Below are 18187 nucleotides of genomic sequence, written 5' to 3'. Positions count from 1 at the left end.
TTAAAAATATTAGACTTATTTGAAGATTTTAGTGAAATTATGATACTTATTAAGTGTTATAGCTAAAAAAAATAATGATGCTTCTATAATGTTTTGATAAATACATAAACTATAGAATGGAAAGGATCCTGGTTCTTTATGTAGGCATAACCGGGATACAATTATAGGTAAGATCATATGGATGACCATGAAATTCTTCAACAATACGATACTATTCTTAACTCTAAAAAATAAAAAATGAAAAAGCATTACCTATTATGGATGATTTTACTTATTCCGTTTTTACAATTGAATGGGCAGACGTACTGTGTGCCGGTTGCAGGAACATCCTCCACCTATTATTTGAAAAATGCCATTTTTTCGGATCAGGGAGCTTTGTATTATGATGCCGCTGCCTATCAGGCTTATGTAGACAATTCTGCAGGCAATACAGTAACCTCGTATCCGGGAGGTACCGTGAAAGTGCATCTGGAATTCGCAGGAGGAGGAACCAAATCTTTGGTCTGGGTAGACTGGAATGCCAACGGGGATTTTAATGATTTCTATGAAAACCCAATAGGAACGTCTCCTTATTCGGTTGTAGATGACCAATTCTTTATTCCCCCGTCACAGGCGCCGGGAATATACAGAATACGGGTACAGACAGGAACAAATCTTACGACCTCACCAAACCCTTGCGGGCCTAATTCCGGTAATAATGGTAACTTTGTAGACTTCAGTTTAAAAATTGAAGCTGCTGCCCCTACATGCTTCGTTCCTTCCACTCTTACTTCAGGTAATACCACCACCAATACAGCTGCTATTTCCTGGATGTCTCCTTCTACAGCACCGGGAAATGGTTATGAATATTATTACACCTCTTCTCCATTGGTTCCTGATGCTTCTACGGTAGCATCAGGAACAAGTACAACAACTTCGGCTTCTATCAGTGGATTAGCTCCGTTTACGACCTATTATTACTATGTAAGATCGGTTTGCAGTACATCCAATAAAAGTGCATGGTCTTTAAGAGGAACATTTAAAACAAAGTGCAATCCTATGACCTATATGTTTGAAGATTTTGAAAATGCTACAACAGGAACGTTTTATAATTTGGATTGTTGGGATAAAATTATATTAGGAAATGGCTATCAGGCTGTTACTTCAGGAAGTGGAGTTGGTAATTCAAAAGGGATGTATCAGAGTGCTAACGGTGCAGCCAATATTGTGATTGCTGTGCTTCCTGCTTTCAGCAATGTGAATGCCGGAACTCATTGGCTAAGATTTAAGGGCAGATATGCCGGATCCACACAAGGTCCTTTAGATATAGGCTATGTAACCAATGATACAGATGCATCTTCGTTTGTGAATATCCAATCTGTAAATATGGTCAGCAGTGTATTTGATGGCTATGAATATTCGGTAGTTATTCCCAATACAGTTCCTGCTAACGCCAGATTGGCTATAAGACATGGGGGTACACCCTCAAACAGTTATTATCTGGATAATATCTACTGGGAGCCTAAACCTAGCTGTATGGCACCGTCCAATGTTGTTTTATCCGGTGCTACAAGTGCATCTGTCAGTATTGGCTGGACAGCTTCAGCATCTGCTCCCGTGTCAGGATATGATGTGTATTACAGCACAAGTAATACGCCTCCGACTTCTTCTACCATACCTAATCTAACAGGAGTAACAGCAAATCCTTATATGGTATCAGGACTTAACGCTGCAACAACCTATTATTTCTGGGTTAGAGCAAGATGCAGTGCAACAGATCAAAGTGCATGGACAAATATAGCTTCCGTATTGACACTTTGTGCTCCTCAAACATCACTTTTTGAAAATTTTGATTCTTATAACTCCGGATATATTACAAATGCGCCTTGTTGGGGAAGATTGGTGACGGGATCGGGAAATGTAAATATAAACGGAACAGGAGCCTATTCAGGAACGAAACATATTATACAAAGGCCTATCACAGGATCTTCCATGGCTATTTTACCTGAACTGAGCAATATAAGTGCAGGAACCCATTCATTAAGATTCAGAGCATATTGCAGTACCAATGCGGGGATCATGCACATCGGTTATGTCACCGATCCAACGAATATCGCTTCATTTGTATTGATCCAGGATGTAAATATTACCAATACATCTTATGCAGAAGGAAACGAGTACAGTATAGCGGTTCCCAATACGGTTCCTGCTACTGCTAGACTTGCCATATTGACCGACGGTGCCAATCTTAATTATTATTATGATGATATATCCTGGGCTCCTACTGCGCCTTTGGGAGTGAATGAAATAGCAGCAAAACATGATATCATTATATATCCAAATCCGTTTACAGACCGTATTAGCATCTCAGGAGAAATACCGCTAGAGTCTGTTTCGGTATATGATGCTTCGGGGAAGATGGTAAAAGAAATAAAATCTTCGGAAAGAACCGTTTCATCACATGAGCTTGAGTCAGGCATGTATATGATCCGATTAATCATGAAAAATGGTACTTCCAAAACTATAAAAGCAGTTAAAAAGTAAATATGTTGTCTGACATTCATCAAGCGGTGAGACTTTTTTCACCGCTTGTGAGGCAGCTTTATTCATGATCTTCTGTGACAGTATTATAAATTTTATTTCTCTCTTTGTATCGTTCAAATACATTATACTTCTATAACCAGAGGGATATTGACCCTTATTGCCTGAGAACTCCTGTTTTCTCTGATCAAGAGACAGATATGATAAGAGTATTTACTCCTAAACCATAAGCGGATCTCTGCGATAATAAACGTCGAAACTATTCCATCCCTTTTATGGCAGGTTTCCATCTTGATTATCGGGTTTATTCTTAATGCTGAAAACATTCAGAAAGATGATTAAGAGCGAAATCCATCCTTTCTTATAAAACAAAAATATTTATGATCCCTAAAGAAATATCCCATTATATAAAGCAATGGCTACACCTTTCAAAGAAGCTCTTGTTTAGCTTTTTATTACTCCTCTTTGCCAGCAATGATCTTTTTTCGCAAAGGGATACCGAACATTGGTTTGCTCCGATGAAACAAAGTTATTTTACGGATACCAACAAGCAGGCCTTATTTTTATCAACGGATTCTATCGTTCCGTTTCCAGTAAATATCTATAATAACAATACACTTTTAGGAACAGTGACAATCAGTAAAGGAAGTCCTGTTTCGTATGATGTTTCTAAGGATTTAATGATGACAAATGCCCAGTCGGGAGCATTTAGTGTCACTACCAGAGGACTTTATGTAAAAGGAGATAAGCCCTTTTTTTGCACATTCAGGTTCTCCGTTGATAAGCATGGCGAAATTTTGACCTCTAAAGGTAAGGCCGGAATCGGAACCCGGTTTTATACAGCATACGCCCCATTATCGGTTACCAATCCTAGTTTTAACTTTACCTGTGGTGTATTGGCTACAGAAGATAATACAAATGTAACGGTATCAGGCTACAGTCCGACAGTTCAGTTTTCCAATGGAACCACCGGATCAGGTAATTCCACCATAACTTTTACATTACATAAGGGGCAGTCCTATATTATAGAAGGAAATGGAAGCATAGCGTCTAATTTAAGTGGTTTTATCGGAGCCAAAATAGTTGCTGACAAACCGATTTCCGTCACTAATGGAAATTTTAACGGACAACATACATTGATTGGCAATGGAGCAGGAGGGCTTGATATTTACATGGATCAATCCATACCTGTAGAACGATTAGGTGAAGAATATATACTGATGAAAGGAATGGCTCCTCTTTCTTATGAGCTGGAAGGGGCTGTGGTTGTCGCTACAGAAAATAATACCCAAGTCTATGTAAATGATGAAACGACTCCGATTGCGACACTGGATGAAGGGCAGTTTTACCGCATTGGATCTACATCATTTATCAGCCAGAATTTTAGCGGTCATTATAATATGCGGATCAGAAGTACCCGGAAAATTTATGTCTATCAGCTCATGTCGGGAGGTGGTTCAGGAACGTATTATAACACGGGAGGAGCCAATTATATTCCACCAATTAACTGTTTTCTTCCTAAAAAAATTGATGAAATAGGGCTCATTAATACCTTACCTTATTTCACGGCTATTGATCCCAAAGTCAGGCTCAATATCATCACCGAATCCGGAGCAACGGTATCTGTAAACGGAACAACATTGTCAGGAATTCAGGGACCTTATCCCGTAACAGGAAACCCAAATTGGTCTACTTATTCCTTGGAGAATGTTACAGGGAATATTACTGTACAATCTACAAAAGCCATTACTGCTGGTATTGCCGCTGGCCATGAAGCTGTAGGTTATGGTGGATATTTCGCGGGATTTTCTTCTATTCCTGTTATTGCCAAAAAAAACGGGAATTGCATTCCGGGAATGGTTCTGGAAGTGGATGATAGCTATATTTCTTACCAATGGAATTTCAATGGAAGCCCTATTCCGGGAGCAACATCCAATACTTACACTCCAACTCAAGCGGGAAATTATACGGTAACCGTTTCGGTGGGAGGAAGCTGCCCTCCGGTAACAACTCCTGTATTTGAAGTGATAATGCCTCCTCATCAGCCTTCTTTGCTTGCCGACAAGGTAATTTGTTTTGATGAAACGACAATATTGGACGCCGGACCGGGATTTCAGTCATATGAGTGGAGTACAGGAGCTACCACCCAATCTATTTCCAATGTGGGTGTCGGAAATTATTGGGTTATTCTGCAATATAACGGCTGTTTCAGCAGACATGAGGTGTCTGTAACCTCAGCTCCGAAACCGGTGATCAAGAATATTGATATCGATAATAAAAGAGCTGCTCTCACGGTAATTGGAGGAACACCTCCTTATAGATACTCCACAGATAATATCAACTGGCAGAACTCTAATGTATTTACCAATATTCCGAATGGGCAGCAGAAGTTTTATGTTAAAGATGCTTACAACTGTAATCCCATAGAGGTAGAAATGACTGTGGTCAATATCATTAATGCTATTACTCCGAATGGAGACAACATTAATGATACGGTTTCCTACTCAGAACTTCGCTACAAGAAAGATCTTTCTTTTACCGTGTTTGACCGCTATGGAAACAATGTCTTTAAAGGTACAGCCTTCAACAACTATACTTGGGATGGACTGTTCAGTAATAAGAAAATAGCCTCCGGAGCATATTGGTATGTCATCTCGTGGAAAGAACCCAATTTGCCCAATACAGTTATTAAATATACCGGCTGGATCTTGGTGAAAAACTGGGAATAGCCTCTGAAAAAATATAACTAGTAATACCTGCAATATTAACAACAAAAGGCTTATTAAACGGCCGTTATGTTTTGCTTAATTTAAAAATCTCCTTATAATTTATGAAAAGGATCTTATTTATTTTTATGTTGCTTTTATCTCTGTTCATTCAGGCACAGAGAGATACGGATCATTGGTTTGCCCCTATGGCCGGAAGTCTTGCGAATGGCAGTCCCAGACAGGCTTTATATCTATCCACGGATAGTACTGTTCCCTTTCCCGTTACCATTTACAATAATAATGCGGCCATAGGAACCGTTACCATCAGTAAAGGAAGCCCTCAGACATTTGACGTTCCTATCAATCTCATGTTAGGTCAAAATCCCGCTGATGCCATGAGCGTAAAAACCAGAGGCCTATACCTCCATGGTGATCTTCCGTTTTTTGCAACCTATAGGTTTTCAGAAGTCAATCATGGTGAAATTCTGACCTCTAAAGGTAAAGCAGGAATCGGGACTACATTTTATGCAGTGTATGCTCCGCTGATGAATAACACCAATACATTGAATTTTACGTGTGGTATTCTGGCAACTGAAGATAATACGCAGGTTAAAGTTTCAGGATACGATATGACCACGTGGTTTATCAATAATTTTAATGGGCTTACACAGCCTACCATTAGCATTACCTTAAATAAAGGCCAGTCATATATATTTTCGGGTGTTGCTACCAGACCGGGAAATAAAGACGGATTTATAGGGGCCAAAATAGAAGCTACAAAACCTGTTTCTGTTACTAATGGAAATTTTCGTGGCCAGTTCGGGCTTGCTCCGCCTTATAATGGGGAAGATATCATTATGGATCAGTCGGTTCCAGTTGAACGTCTGGGAAATGAATTTGTCCTGATTAAGGGAATGGGAAATCTTACTCCGGAAATTGAAGGGGCTATTATTGTAGCCCCTGAAAACGATACCAAGATCTGGCTGAATGATAATCCAGCACCTGTGGCTACATTAAATGAAGGAGAATATTACCGTGTAAAGGCCTCCAATTATGTGGTAAACGGCCCTTCTCATCTTAATATGTATATCAAAACAAGTAAAAATGTCTATACCTATCAGCTTTTATCCGGTACGGCAGATAATGATGCTACGGAAGGATTTAATTATATCCCTCCTTTAAATTGTTTTCTGCCTAAAATCATCGATGAAATAGGAAAAATAGATGAGTTCCCTTACTCAACTGTTTTTAATCCTCCGCTTTTTGTAAAACTTAATATCCTTACCCAGACAGGAGCCAGTGTAACGGTGAATGGTGTTGCACCAACTGCTGCACAAGGACCTTTCCCTGTTACAGGAACTTCAAACTGGGTTTCATATACGATTCCCAATATCACGGGAAATGTTACCGTAAATTCCACAAATGCAGTGACAGCAGGAATTGCAGGAGGAAGTGGGAATTTAGGCTATGGAGGATATTTTGCAGGATTCAGCTCTGTTCCGGTCATCAGTAAATCTGTAGGAGAGTGTGCTCCGGGAATTGTTTTACAGGTTGAAAGCGGGTTCAACCATTATCAGTGGAATCTGAATGGGAACCCTATTCCGGGAGCCAACTCCCATACTTTTTCTCCTACGCAGGGAGGAAATTATACAGTATCTATCACTAAGGAAAATTGTGTATACACCACATATCCCTACAAAGTCTATTCTTGTCTGGTGAATACTGTAAAGTCACTAAACGCCTGTGGCGCCGGAATGCCTACGCTGATTACCCCGACATTCAGTAATTCAACACAGATTCTTGTTCCGGGAAGTGTACAGATTATAATACCTCCGTCCAACGGTACTTTAACAATAGATCCTGCTACAGGTTTACTGACCTATACAGCCAATGCAGGGACAACAACTGATACGTTTACCTATAAATTTTGTGGAAACGATCCTGAATTTACAGATTGTGAGCAGGTAAAAGTGAATGTTACCGTACAGCCTTTGATCCTTACAGATGCTATAGTAAGTGCCTGCAATATTAATGGATCAGGTATTTTTGATCTTACCACGGCCAATGTGGGAGGTCCCGCTACAGCCATTAAAAAATATTATCCGACACTGGCAGATTTAAATGCAGGAACCAATGAGATTATTCCTGCAAATGCATACCCATCGGGAGTACCGGCTACCGTTTATGTAAAAGTAACCACATTAGAAGGGTGCACGGCTGATGCGAAAATTACACTCCAGTATTATCGTGGTCCCGATGTGATAGATGCAGTGCTTTCCGGGTGTTTCATTTCCAATCATCCGGGGCAGGGGACCTTTAACCTGACAACGGCCATAGTCACTTCTACCAATCCCGTCACAAAAAAATATTACCCAACACTTAACGATACACTTAACGGAACCAACGAAATTACAGTACCAACGGTCTATGTTTCCCCGAATACAACGGTCTATGTAAAGATCACTACTGGTAACGGGTGTTCTGATTATGCCAAAATAACCCTGAATGTCATTCCACCCAAACCTTCTCCGCTTTTAGTGGATCAGTATATTTGTCCGCTTGCAGTTACCAAGCTGGATGCAGGTCCTGGCTATACTTCATATTTGTGGAGTACGGGAGCTACCACACAGGCTATTCAGAATGTACCGGTAGGTGACTATTGGGTGATCCTGACGGCAGATGGCTGCCAGACCAAACAGACTGTGAGTGTCTTTGCATTTCCGAGTCCAAGGATCAAGCGGATTGAGGTGAAAAATAATACCGCGACCATTACGGTAGAGGGAGGAGAGTCTCCTTATCAGTATTCCAGAGATGGAATGATATGGCAGAATTCCAATGTATTTACGGATCTTCCACGAGGGCGCAATACATTTTATATAAAAGATTCAAACAACTGTGATCCGGTTCAGGTACAGATTACAGTACCTAATCTTGTCAATGCCATCACCCCAAACAGTGATGGAATCAATGATGATCTGGATTATGGTGAACTGGCATATCTGAAAGATTTGAAATTCAATATATTCAACAGATACGGACAGCTTTTATTCTCCTCAGATAAAAATACCAGCCTGAAATGGAATGGTACCATTGGCGGAACTCCGGTAAGTAGCGGAACGTACTGGTACGAAATAACATGGACTGAACCGGATATCAGGACTCCTATCACTTATTCGGGATGGATTCTTGTAAAAAACAGAAACTAGGAATTTTTATGAATAAAGGGGGTATTATTATAAGCCTGTTTAAATGTTACCACAAAAGTCACAAAAGATTTTTAAACACTTAAGCTATTTAAATTATATACTTTGAGTACACTGAAGTTTTGTTGAGGTTTTCATCTTATGTGAACTTAATTGTGCGGTATTTTTTAAACTTTCTAAAGTGTATTAAAGTGTCTAAAAAATAAAAACTTTTATATAGTAATTATGCAGTAGATTGATGTAGAGAAACATTTTTGTTTAGGCAGTGCAAATCTTGATTTGTACTGCCTTTTACATTAATGACGGAAAGTATCATCCGGGCATTTGTGATTGCAGATCTGCTTTTCTCAAAATTTCCCTTTCCCTACAATTTAGTAAGTAAACAGGAAAAATATTTCTTTTTATGAAATTTGTAAAAAAAAAGAAATGGAAATTATTAAAACCGTTATTTATTGGGTGGGCTATGCCTATTATCTGTATGTTTTTGGGTATGCTTCTTTGTATAAAGTCTTTCAGAAGACCTCCATGATGCAAAGTATGAAGTCTTTAGGGTTCAATACCCCCTCGACCATTCTTATAGGAGCGTTGGAATTATTGGGAGTAGTGTTGTTGGTGGTAGGCCTGTTTAAACCTCAGTTTAGAAATATAGCAGCGCTGTATTTATTTCCCTTTGCAATAGGAGCTTTCACAGCTCACATGGCTCACAATGAATACAATCATTATTATAATTCTTTACTGATGTGTATTATTTCAGTTGTCTTGCTGGTACTCGATAAGAATTTTAAAATGATGGTCTGAGTAGTAATGAAAAGATCATCTCAAAATTAAGATAGCCTTTTTGTTTGAGCCACGAATGTGCGAATGTCTTATCCGTGTATTCGTGGTTTACAAATCACAGGCTTATTCATCTTGTTTTTCGAGGGCCTGATCTCCCCAGCGGTCCATCAAGTCAAGGATTTCTTTCAAAGACTTTCCTTTTTCTGTCAGAATGTATTCTACCTTAGGGGGGAAACCTTCATATTCAATCTTTTCTATCAACACATCATTTTCAAGCTCTTTTAACTTCGCACTGAGTACCCGCTCGGAAATGCCAACAAGCTTTTCTTTAAGTTCAGAATACCGAAGCTTTGGATAGTTCAGCAAATAGGTAAGGATATTAATTTTCCATCTTCCCCCTATCATGGCTAAAGTAACAGACAGTCCACAATTACTTTTCCAATACATTTCATTGTGATTATTTGTTGAATTTTCTTTTCTGGTGGTCATGGGGATAACTGCTGGTTTATATTTAAAATCTGATCAAGTAGAATGGAGTATACCTGTATTATTAAGCAAATGTACAAAAGGAGATTGAAGGTTTATTATAATTGATGGACAACAAAAACGGCTTATCAATGAATTAAACTGCTGAACATAAAAACATCTGACGGCCTTCATAACCACCTTGACTGCTTCTTAACCCTGTTTTTTCTAAAAAAAGAGCCCCAATAAAATATTGCGGCTCCTCATTGAAATCAATTATATATATTATAGACTTTTTGAACGGGCTACCGAAATAAGGTAGACAAGGTGTGCAAACATGCTTCGTTTTACAGATTCTATTTTGATATCCCCGGTAGTCTGATTAATGGTAGTTACCAGGTCGGTATTACATTGTCCGGAGAATGATCCGCTTCCCAGATAATTGGCCATGTTGGCGCTAGGATAGGAGATTCTTGGATAATCGGGAGGGATCTGATTGGCTACAGGTGCTGTGCCGGCAAACCCTTTATTGTCGATAAATCGGGCTGACCAGGTTCCTAAGAACTGTCCGTTTCCTGTATTAATGCCCTGTCCAACTACGATTTGGGTATCCACAGCATTGGTAAAACCGGCACATGAACTGTAATGATTGACAATAACAGTACATGAAGAGGCATTATCTGAAGGCTGGAAGCACTTTCCTTCATAAATAGTTGACCGCTGTTCAGTAGGGGATGTAGAAGTGTTGAGTATAGCTTTGGGAGAAAAAATTTCTTCAGGGGACATTAGGATTAGAACACCCTGTGCATCTGCCGAAACAATTTTTTTATCAGGATTTGCCAACCCTCTTACTCTTACCTGTCCATTTACATCTAATGTCTGAGTAGGAGTTGTTGTGTTAATTCCCACCTGAGCACTTAAACTTCCATAAAAAGCAAGTGCGGTCAAAAAAATAGTTTTTGTTTTCATGTTATTAAATTAAATCTATCTAATTTTTCACTAAGATAGGAAATATATATAATTTAAAATATTAATTATGTAAAAATATATAATACAGTAAGTTAATAACTGGATAATATTTAATTAAGAATAAATTAAACTTATGAGCGAAAGATTAGCTGAAAAATTTTGATCCCTGATATTGTTTGAAAAATATTTGTATTTTAGCCGAAATATGTTGTTTTTTAATAAACATATTGCCTGCTGATTAAAATTCAGACAATTTGAAGAAAAAATTAGTAGATTTGCACGAACAAAAAATAATAAATATTAAACACTATTCTTTGTCACAGAATGTTTTCTGAACAAAACGGAAGCAGAGAATAACAGGATTTAGGTTATAAAACTACTGAAACTATGAAGAAACTTTTTTTACTTTTATTAACGGCGTTTTTATTTATCGGTTGTAGCTCTGATGATGACACTATTTATGATTATATAGGAACATGGTCAGGAACTTATGAAGGGAGTGACAAGGGAGTCTGGAATATTGTGGTAGATAATGCCGGAAAAGTGACAGGTACCATGCATTCTGATGTAAATAACGAAAATTATAATATTTCCGGTAATCTAAGTACTTCAGGAGATTTAACGGCAGTAGTAGGGCTTCCGTCAAAAGGAGATTTCAGAGGAACCTTAAATACGGATAAAAAAGGAAATGGAAATTGGTCCAACTCACTTCCCACCCCTGCAAAATCAGGAAGCTGGAAGGGAGAAAAAAAATAAAATAGAAAGTCTGCAGAGCCCTGCAGACTTTTTTATTTACACAAATCCCATATGAGTAATCGTGTGGGATTCTTGTTTCAAGGCTACAAAATAGATCAGAAAATCATCCTCCGCGAATTGCTTTTTAAAACTGATCTTTTTCTTATTTTCCAGTATCATATGTTCTTCAGCATATTCAGCCGTGTAATGCTCGAAATCCAGCCTGATCGTTACAATATCAGCCCTATAAGATGGTAAGCTTTCATCCAGGAAAAGAGTCTGATCCCGGATTTCTGCTTTTGAGGATAAATTTTTTGTGTTACCCAACAGAAATCCTCTGAGAAGAGCTTTTCCTTCTTCTGTTTTTAACCCTTCCTTTACAGTTCTTTTACCTCTTTCAGATACGGTATCAAGGTCTTTAATTTCGGTCATCCGCTTCGCAAACTTCTGGTAGAGGAGGGGATCTCCTGCTTCTTTTATATAGTCGGTCAAACTGGCTCGTATGATTTTTCCGACTTTTGAACAGTGCCCAAATTCTGAACTGTTCTGTCTTACTTTTTCATAAGAAGGACTCTTTTTAAAAGCCGTTTTATTGAACCCACTTTTCTTCCGAACCACATTTTTGCCGTTCAGATTATAAAAAACCAGGTCACCCACAGCTCCTTTGATCTTGATGAGACTTTCATACGTTGCCATATTGCTATTGCCAAAATTGAATCCAAATATAGGAATAAATAATGGAGATTTAAATTTTAACATATATTTATCATATAGTTGTAGTATAGTTATACCGTAATTAAATTATAAAATGTATATTTGTATATAATTAGTTAATTAAGTAAAAATCAGAGGAGTATGGGACCGGAATTATTTGTGAAAAAACTAAGAATAAAACAGCTGGCTGTTCTAATGATAGCTTCTGCTATTGTCGTTTCCTGTGGATCATCAAAAAGTGCTTCTGCCCATAAAAAATCAGGATCTAAAACGGTGGCAAAATCTGAAAACCTTAGAAGACTTGATTCTAAATTTGATGGAAAAGTCCCAAGATCGGCGAATGATATCCTGAAAGATGCTGAGAAATATATTGGAACTCCCTATAAATTTGGAGGGAATACTTCGTCCGGATTCGACTGTTCCGGGTTTACGGTAAAAGTATTTGAAGAAAATGCTTTCACCCTTCCAAGAAGATCGTCAGACCAGGCTGATGCCGGGAAAAGCATAGATATTACCGATGTTAAACCCGGAGATCTGTTATTTTTTGCAACAGCGGGAGGAAGCAGGGTTTCCCATGTAGGAATTGTTCATGACATTGGACCCGATGGGGAAGTGAAGTTTATCCATGCTTCTACCTCAAAAGGAGTGATTATTTCATCCCTGAACGAAAAATACTGGAATAAAGCCTATCTTCATGCCCAAAGAGTTCTGTAACTCATTATAATTTGTAATGGAGAACAGGACATTTGCTTTTGTTAAAACAGATAAAAAACTGGTAAAGCTTTTCTTTAAAGATATTACCATCATTAAAGGATTGGGAAACTATGTTGAAGTCCATACCCTTGACCATAAAAGATATATTTATTATAAAAGCCTTAAGGAACTGATTGACAACTTACCCGATGGGTTTATGAGGGTACACAATTCATATATCGTCAATATCATTAATATAGAATCCTTTGAAGACAATCAGCTGATATGTGGAACATTGAAAATTGCTGTTGCTAAAAGCTATAAAGAATGCCTTACTACTGCTCTCAATACAATGATGCTTTAGACCATCTGGATCATAAAAATGTATAAAGACATACTGTTTTTAACCAGTTGAATAATAAAGTTTGTATTCTTTTCCTGTTATTCTAGTTTTACAAAAAAAACGTTGAGTATGAATAACAACAAAGCACTGGAGTACATAAAAACAAATTCTATTATCGGAATAAAAGCCGGAAACCGAAGACCTGATTTTTTAGAAATCTGGATGGTGGTCGTCCGGGATAGGATATTTGCCAGATCCTGGGGACTGGCCGAACGAAGCTGGTACCATTCTTTTGTAAAAGATTCTATGGGACAGATCCAGTGTGGAGATACCATCTACACTATAAAGGCAATAATTCCCGATGACATCAATGAACTTACCGACGAAATTAATCAGGCTTACCTGACAAAATACAATACAGGGCAAAATATCCGATACTCAAAAGGAATCATTCGTCAGAAACATATTGATCACACCATGGAATTGATTATTTGTAACGTATTCATCATTAGAAATGAAATCTAATGCCTCTGATAAAAAAATCATACTGTCAATTGAATTAAATGATTGCAATAGCATTGCATTCCGAATCTGATGAAATTTGTAGAAAACTATAGATTATGACAGACTTCATGAGATTTTTTATTCCTCTGTATTTTATTCTGTTCTTTACCGTTTCATTTTTGGGAATCAGTTTTACAGTAGCCCGAAAAATTGGTAAAAACCCGAATGTCCTTCCAAAAGATGACTCAGCCTATGGGCTAATTGGTTTTTATTTTAAAATCACTATAATAACGCTGTTCATCTATACTGTGCTTTTTCTGTTGTTTCCCCAGACTGTTTTTTCAACTTTCAGAATCAATATTCTGGATCTTGATAGCATAAGGTATGCTGGGATAACCTTAATGATAACCGCTTTTATTTGGGTGGTTACTGCCCAGGTTCAGATGAAAAACTCATGGCGTATCGGCATCGACAGTAAGACAAAAACCGAACTGATCACCCATGGATTATTCAGATTTTCAAGAAATCCTATATTTCTGGGGATGATGGTAAGTCTTATAGGATTTTTTCTTGCTTTCCCTACGGTCATTGCTTTTATCTTTTCACTGATGGGGTGTATTTTGATGCAGATTCAGATCAGGCTTGAAGAAGAGTATTTGCAAAAACAACACGGACAGGCTTATCTAACTTATAAAAAGAGGGTTGGACGGATGCTGAGCCTTTAGCAAAAGCATAAAGTTAACAGGTATTTTGCTGAACTTTTTTGTATCTTTGGCCGTATAATTTTTCAAACTAATTTAAATAAGAAACATGTCGTTACAACAAACAATTGAAAACATTTGGGATAACAGAGATTTATTACAAAATGAAGACAGCCAGAAAGCGATAAGAGAGGTGATTTCTTTACTTGATTCAGGAGAACTTCGTGTAGCTGAACCTACAGAAAATGGATGGCAGGTAAACGAATGGGTGAAGAAAGCAGTAGTAATGTATTTCCCAATCCAGAAAATGGAAACTATTGAAGTAGGGCCATTTGAATTTCATGACAAAATTCCTTTAAAGAAAAATTATGCAGAAAAAGGAGTAAGAGTTGTACCTCATGCGATTGCAAGAGAAGGATCTTTTGTAGCTTCAGGAGTAATTTTGATGCCTTCTTATGTAAATATTGGGGCGTATGTAGATTCAGGAACTATGGTAGATACCTGGGCTACAGTAGGAAGCTGTGCACAAATCGGTAAAAACGTACACTTAAGTGGTGGAGTTGGTATCGGTGGTGTATTAGAGCCGTTACAGGCTGCTCCGGTAATTATTGAAGATGATTGCTTCATCGGTTCAAGATGTATCGTTGTAGAAGGAGTTCATGTGGAAAAAGAAGCCGTACTGGGAGCGAATGTTGTATTGACAGCATCTACAAAAATTATTGATGTGACAGGAAGTGAGCCTATTGAAATAAAAGGAAGAGTGCCTGCACGTTCAGTAGTTATTCCTGGAAGTTATACAAAGCAATATCCCGCCGGAGAATATCAGGTTCCATGTGCTCTTATTATCGGACAGAGAAAAGAATCTACAGATAAGAAGACTTCACTTAATGATGCTTTGAGGGAAAATAATGTAGCTGTATAGTTTACAACCATAAAAAATGCCACATTGAAGGAAAAAATTTCATCATTTATACTAAACCCTAAATATATATTTGGGGTTTATATTATTACCGCCATTGCTACAGCCTTGTCAAAATATTCGAGGGGAGAGCGTGCCTACAATAATTACCTGATTTTTAAGAACGTTTTTTTTAACACGCTTAAAGAAAGAAACCTTTATCTTTCTTATCCGGAATACCTGGATGTTAATCATTATGGAGTATTCTTTAGCGTGATTATTGCTCCCTTTGCAATGCTTCCGGATTGGGCAGGTCTAATCCTGTGGAATGTAGCCAATGTGTTGGTTTTCCTACTGGCAGCGAAAAAATTACCGTTCTCGGAAAGAAATAAATCCTTTTTCTTATGGCTTTGTTTACAGGAGTTTATCACCTCCAGCCTTCACCAACAGTTTAATGTGGCACTGGCAGGATTGATTATTCTTTCTGCAGCTCATATTTACAGAAAAGAAGAAGTACAGTCTGCTTTATCAATCTGCATAGGTTTTTTTGTGAAGATCTATGGAATTGTAGGGCTTTCCTCATTCTTCTTCATAAAAGATAAAAAGAAATTCATACTTTCCTTTATTGTTATTTCCTTAGCATTTCTGGCTATTCCGATGTTATATTCATCTGTTCATTTCGGTCTGCAGTCTTATGTAGACTGGTTTGTAGAATTGAAACATAAAAATATGGAGAACCAGCAGCTTGGAAACTTTCAGGATATTTCCCTGATGGGATTTGTGAGAAGAGTACTTGGGGATGCTACAATTCCCAATACGATATTTCTGGCTATCGGAGTTCCGCTTTTCTTTTTACCTTACCTGAGAATCAGCCAGTATAAATATCTGGGTTTTAAACTGTCCATTTTAGCCTCTTCATTATTGTTTGTGGTGTTGTTCAGTTCAAGTTCTGAGCCGCCTACCTATATTATTGCTGTGGCGGGTGCTGTTATTTGGTTTTTGATTCAGGAAAAGAAAAGCCCGCTAGTGATTGCTATGTTGGTTTTTCTGATTCTGTTTACGTGTTTTTCAACTTCAGATTTATTTCCAAAAACAGTAAAAGAGAACTTTATTCTGAAGTATGCCATTAAAGCTGTTCCATGTGTGGTGATATGGCTAAGGCTTACCTGGGAGCTGATGACTAAAAAATATACAGATAAATTATCATACTAACTCATGAAGAAAATCTCAATTGTCATTCCTGCTCATAATGAAGAAGGTAATGTTGCATTAGTCCATGAAAGAATCAGGGATGTTTTTTCCGGGTTGGAAAACTATCATTATGAAGTTATTTTTGTTAATGACGGAAGCAGAGACAATACCCAGCAGCGATTGGAAGAACTGTCTCAACAGTTTGAAGAAGTAAAATATATTGAATTTTCGAGAAATTTCGGACATCAGCCTGCTGTAAAGGCCGGGATGGATAATGCCAATGGCAATGCTGTCATTTCGATGGATGGTGATCTTCAGCATCCTCCAGAACTGATTCCTGAAATGATCAAAAAATGGGAAGAAGGTTATGATATTGTATTTACTGTCAGAACTTATCCCAAAGAAATATCTTTTTTTAAAAGAAAAACATCAGACTTTTTCTATAAAATATTATCCGGTTTATCCGATGTTAATTTAACAAAAGGAGGAGGTTCAGATTTCAGATTAATGGATGCCAATGCTGTTGAAGTAATGCGTACCTTTACCGAAGACGATTTATTCCTCAGAGGTCTCACCAGCTGGATGGGATTCAAACAGGCCGGAATTGATTTTAAGGCTGATACAAGATTATCCGGGGAAAGTAGCTATAATTTTAAAAAAATGCTCACTTTTGCCTTTACGGGAATTACAGCTTTTAGTGTAAAACCGTTGTATCTGGCCGCTTATTTAGGATTTTTATTTTCAGCACTTTCCATTGTGGGATACGGCACTTATGTCATTCATTCATTTGTTGCAAAAACCGAAATTTCAGGTTGGGCATCTCTGATTATGACTATTGTCTTTTTTGGAGGACTGCAATTGATCATTATGGGAATTATGGGAATTTATTTAGGTAAAATATTTAAGCAGGTGAAAGACAGACCTAATTATATTATTAAAAACAAAAATTTTTAAAATGGTATTATTGAGTTTTGATATCGAAGAATTTGATATGCCATTAGAGTATAAGGGCGAAATTCCCTTTGAAAAGCAAATTTCAATTTCGCAGACAGGACTGGAAAGGATATTGGATATCCTTAAAAAACATCAGGCAAAAGCCACCTTCTTTTCTACGGTAGTTTTTGCTGAAAACAGCAAACACCTTATTGAAAGGTTATTAAAAGAAGGCCATGAGCTGGCTTCCCATACATGGTTTCATTCGGAATTTGAAGAAAAACACCTGAAAGAATCAAGGGAAAGATTACAGGAATTATTCTCAACAGAAGTAACGGGATTAAGAATGCCAAGGATGATGCCCGTGGATGAAAAAGCGGTTGAAAAAGCCGGATATTCTTATAATTCATCTGTTAATCCCACTTTTCTTCCGGGAAGATATAACAATTTAAAGGTATCAAGGACCTATTTCAAAGAGGGGAATGTAACCCAAATTCCAGCTTCAGTATCACCCAATTTCAGAATTCCTTTATTCTGGTTGAGTTTTCATAATTTTCCTTTATCATTCTATAAAAAACTGGCTTCAGATACCCTGAAAAAGGATAAATACCTGAATGTTTATTTTCATCCGTGGGAATTTGCAGAAATTAAAGAGGAGGCATTCAAGCTTCCCGGATTTACGGTGAAAAATTCAGGAAAAGATATGGTAGAAAGGTTTGATTCATTCGTGGGCTGGCTTAAAGAAAAAGGCCATCAGTTTGGTACCTTTCAGGAGTTTCAAAAACAGATACAACGATGATATTAGCATCAGCGAAGTTTCATCATAAACAAAC

The 18187-nt window shown here is 37.7% G+C and carries 16 protein-coding genes; 13 read left to right on the top strand and 3 right to left on the bottom strand.

Annotation, left to right across the window (positions count from 1 at the left end):
• Positions 1-237: 237 nt before the first annotated feature.
• The 4 genes from B8967_RS03195 to B8967_RS03180 all read left to right on the top strand — a co-directional run bounded on the left by B8967_RS03195 (position 238) and on the right by B8967_RS03180 (position 9229).
• Positions 238-2523, top strand: coding sequence for a fibronectin type III domain-containing protein (locus B8967_RS03195; RefSeq protein ID WP_084084345.1), 2286 nt, complete (start codon positions 238-240; stop codon positions 2521-2523).
• 377 nt (positions 2524-2900) lie between these two features.
• Entirely contained in the window at positions 2901-5249 is a 2349-nt protein-coding gene (locus B8967_RS03190; RefSeq protein WP_084084343.1) for a T9SS type B sorting domain-containing protein, read from the top strand.
• A gap of 101 nt (positions 5250-5350) precedes the next feature.
• Positions 5351-8434 (top strand): T9SS type B sorting domain-containing protein, encoded by a 3084-nt coding sequence (locus B8967_RS03185; protein WP_084084341.1) that lies wholly within the window; start codon positions 5351-5353, stop codon positions 8432-8434.
• A 423-nt stretch (positions 8435-8857) separates the two neighbouring features.
• Positions 8858-9229 (top strand): DoxX family protein, encoded by a 372-nt coding sequence (locus B8967_RS03180; protein ID WP_084084339.1) that lies wholly within the window; start codon positions 8858-8860, stop codon positions 9227-9229.
• A 102-nt stretch (positions 9230-9331) separates the two neighbouring features.
• Here B8967_RS03180 and B8967_RS03175 read toward each other — a convergent pair whose 3' ends face one another.
• Together B8967_RS03175 and B8967_RS03170 are read right to left on the bottom strand one after the other, a co-directional pair.
• Complete coding sequence (locus B8967_RS03175) at positions 9332-9697, bottom strand: winged helix-turn-helix transcriptional regulator (protein ID WP_084084338.1); 366 nt, start codon at positions 9695-9697, stop codon at positions 9332-9334.
• Positions 9698-9958: 261 nt separating this feature from the next.
• Complete coding sequence (locus tag B8967_RS03170; RefSeq protein WP_084084337.1) at positions 9959-10642, bottom strand: hypothetical protein; 684 nt, start codon at positions 10640-10642, stop codon at positions 9959-9961.
• Positions 10643-11029: 387 nt separating this feature from the next.
• Between B8967_RS03170 and B8967_RS03165 the strand changes: the two genes are divergently transcribed.
• A complete protein-coding gene (locus tag B8967_RS03165) occupies positions 11030-11398 on the top strand; it encodes a hypothetical protein (protein ID WP_047492913.1) in 369 nt (122 codons plus the stop codon).
• Between the two features lie 36 nt (positions 11399-11434).
• On the opposite strand, the gene B8967_RS03160 is transcribed toward B8967_RS03165, so the two are convergent.
• Positions 11435-12136 (bottom strand): hypothetical protein, encoded by a 702-nt coding sequence (locus B8967_RS03160; RefSeq protein ID WP_228406005.1) that lies wholly within the window; start codon positions 12134-12136, stop codon positions 11435-11437.
• Between the two features lie 96 nt (positions 12137-12232).
• On the opposite strand from B8967_RS03160, the gene B8967_RS03155 reads away from it, so the two are divergent.
• From B8967_RS03155 to B8967_RS03120, 8 genes are all read left to right on the top strand, one after another.
• Complete coding sequence (locus B8967_RS03155) at positions 12233-12805, top strand: C40 family peptidase (protein ID WP_143330450.1); 573 nt, start codon at positions 12233-12235, stop codon at positions 12803-12805.
• Positions 12806-12821: 16 nt separating this feature from the next.
• Positions 12822-13148, top strand: a complete 327-nt coding sequence (locus B8967_RS03150; protein ID WP_084084335.1) for a LytR/AlgR family response regulator transcription factor — start codon at positions 12822-12824, stop codon at positions 13146-13148.
• Positions 13149-13256: 108 nt separating this feature from the next.
• Entirely contained in the window at positions 13257-13652 is a 396-nt protein-coding gene (locus B8967_RS03145) for a DUF2255 family protein (protein WP_084084334.1), read from the top strand.
• Between the two features lie 95 nt (positions 13653-13747).
• Positions 13748-14356, top strand: a complete 609-nt coding sequence (locus tag B8967_RS03140; RefSeq protein ID WP_084084333.1) for a methyltransferase family protein — start codon at positions 13748-13750, stop codon at positions 14354-14356.
• Positions 14357-14441: 85 nt separating this feature from the next.
• Positions 14442-15254 carry a 2,3,4,5-tetrahydropyridine-2,6-dicarboxylate N-succinyltransferase gene (locus tag B8967_RS03135; RefSeq protein WP_047492905.1) on the top strand — a complete coding sequence of 271 codons (813 nt, stop codon included), beginning with the start codon at positions 14442-14444 and terminating at the stop codon, positions 15252-15254.
• A gap of 24 nt (positions 15255-15278) precedes the next feature.
• Positions 15279-16442 carry a glycosyltransferase family 87 protein gene (locus B8967_RS03130; protein ID WP_084084332.1) on the top strand — a complete coding sequence of 388 codons (1164 nt, stop codon included), beginning with the start codon at positions 15279-15281 and terminating at the stop codon, positions 16440-16442.
• A 3-nt stretch (positions 16443-16445) separates the two neighbouring features.
• Positions 16446-17375 (top strand): glycosyltransferase family 2 protein, encoded by a 930-nt coding sequence (locus B8967_RS03125; RefSeq protein ID WP_084084331.1) that lies wholly within the window; start codon positions 16446-16448, stop codon positions 17373-17375.
• Position 17376: 1 nt separating this feature from the next.
• On the top strand, positions 17377-18153 hold the full coding sequence (locus tag B8967_RS03120; protein WP_084084330.1) for a polysaccharide deacetylase family protein: 777 nt from the start codon (positions 17377-17379) through the stop codon (positions 18151-18153).
• The last annotated feature ends 34 nt before the right edge of the window (positions 18154-18187 follow it).

The sequence above is a fragment of the Chryseobacterium sp. YR221 genome (genome assembly GCF_900176315.1).
In the GTDB taxonomy this organism is placed as follows: Bacteria; Bacteroidota; Bacteroidia; order Flavobacteriales; family Weeksellaceae; genus Chryseobacterium; species Chryseobacterium rhizosphaerae.
The sequence above is the reverse complement of the archived record's forward strand: the minus strand, read 5'-3'. Positions and strand labels throughout refer to the sequence as shown.

Coding starts and splice junctions, on each gene's coding strand:
- B8967_RS03195 (WP_084084345.1), top strand. CDS start 238: ATGAAAAAGCATTACCTATTATGGATGATTTTACTTATTCCGTTTTTA.
- B8967_RS03190 (WP_084084343.1), top strand. CDS start 2,901: ATGATCCCTAAAGAAATATCCCATTATATAAAGCAATGGCTACACCTT.
- B8967_RS03185 (WP_084084341.1), top strand. CDS start 5,351: ATGAAAAGGATCTTATTTATTTTTATGTTGCTTTTATCTCTGTTCATT.
- B8967_RS03180 (WP_084084339.1), top strand. CDS start 8,858: ATGGAAATTATTAAAACCGTTATTTATTGGGTGGGCTATGCCTATTAT.
- B8967_RS03175 (WP_084084338.1), bottom strand. CDS start 9,697: ATGACCACCAGAAAAGAAAATTCAACAAATAATCACAATGAAATGTAT.
- B8967_RS03170 (WP_084084337.1), bottom strand. CDS start 10,642: ATGAAAACAAAAACTATTTTTTTGACCGCACTTGCTTTTTATGGAAGT.
- B8967_RS03165 (WP_047492913.1), top strand. CDS start 11,030: ATGAAGAAACTTTTTTTACTTTTATTAACGGCGTTTTTATTTATCGGT.
- B8967_RS03160 (WP_228406005.1), bottom strand. CDS start 12,136: ATGTTAAAATTTAAATCTCCATTATTTATTCCTATATTTGGATTCAAT.
- B8967_RS03155 (WP_143330450.1), top strand. CDS start 12,233: ATGGGACCGGAATTATTTGTGAAAAAACTAAGAATAAAACAGCTGGCT.
- B8967_RS03150 (WP_084084335.1), top strand. CDS start 12,822: ATGGAGAACAGGACATTTGCTTTTGTTAAAACAGATAAAAAACTGGTA.
- B8967_RS03145 (WP_084084334.1), top strand. CDS start 13,257: ATGAATAACAACAAAGCACTGGAGTACATAAAAACAAATTCTATTATC.
- B8967_RS03140 (WP_084084333.1), top strand. CDS start 13,748: ATGACAGACTTCATGAGATTTTTTATTCCTCTGTATTTTATTCTGTTC.
- B8967_RS03135 (WP_047492905.1), top strand. CDS start 14,442: ATGTCGTTACAACAAACAATTGAAAACATTTGGGATAACAGAGATTTA.
- B8967_RS03125 (WP_084084331.1), top strand. CDS start 16,446: ATGAAGAAAATCTCAATTGTCATTCCTGCTCATAATGAAGAAGGTAAT.
- B8967_RS03120 (WP_084084330.1), top strand. CDS start 17,377: ATGGTATTATTGAGTTTTGATATCGAAGAATTTGATATGCCATTAGAG.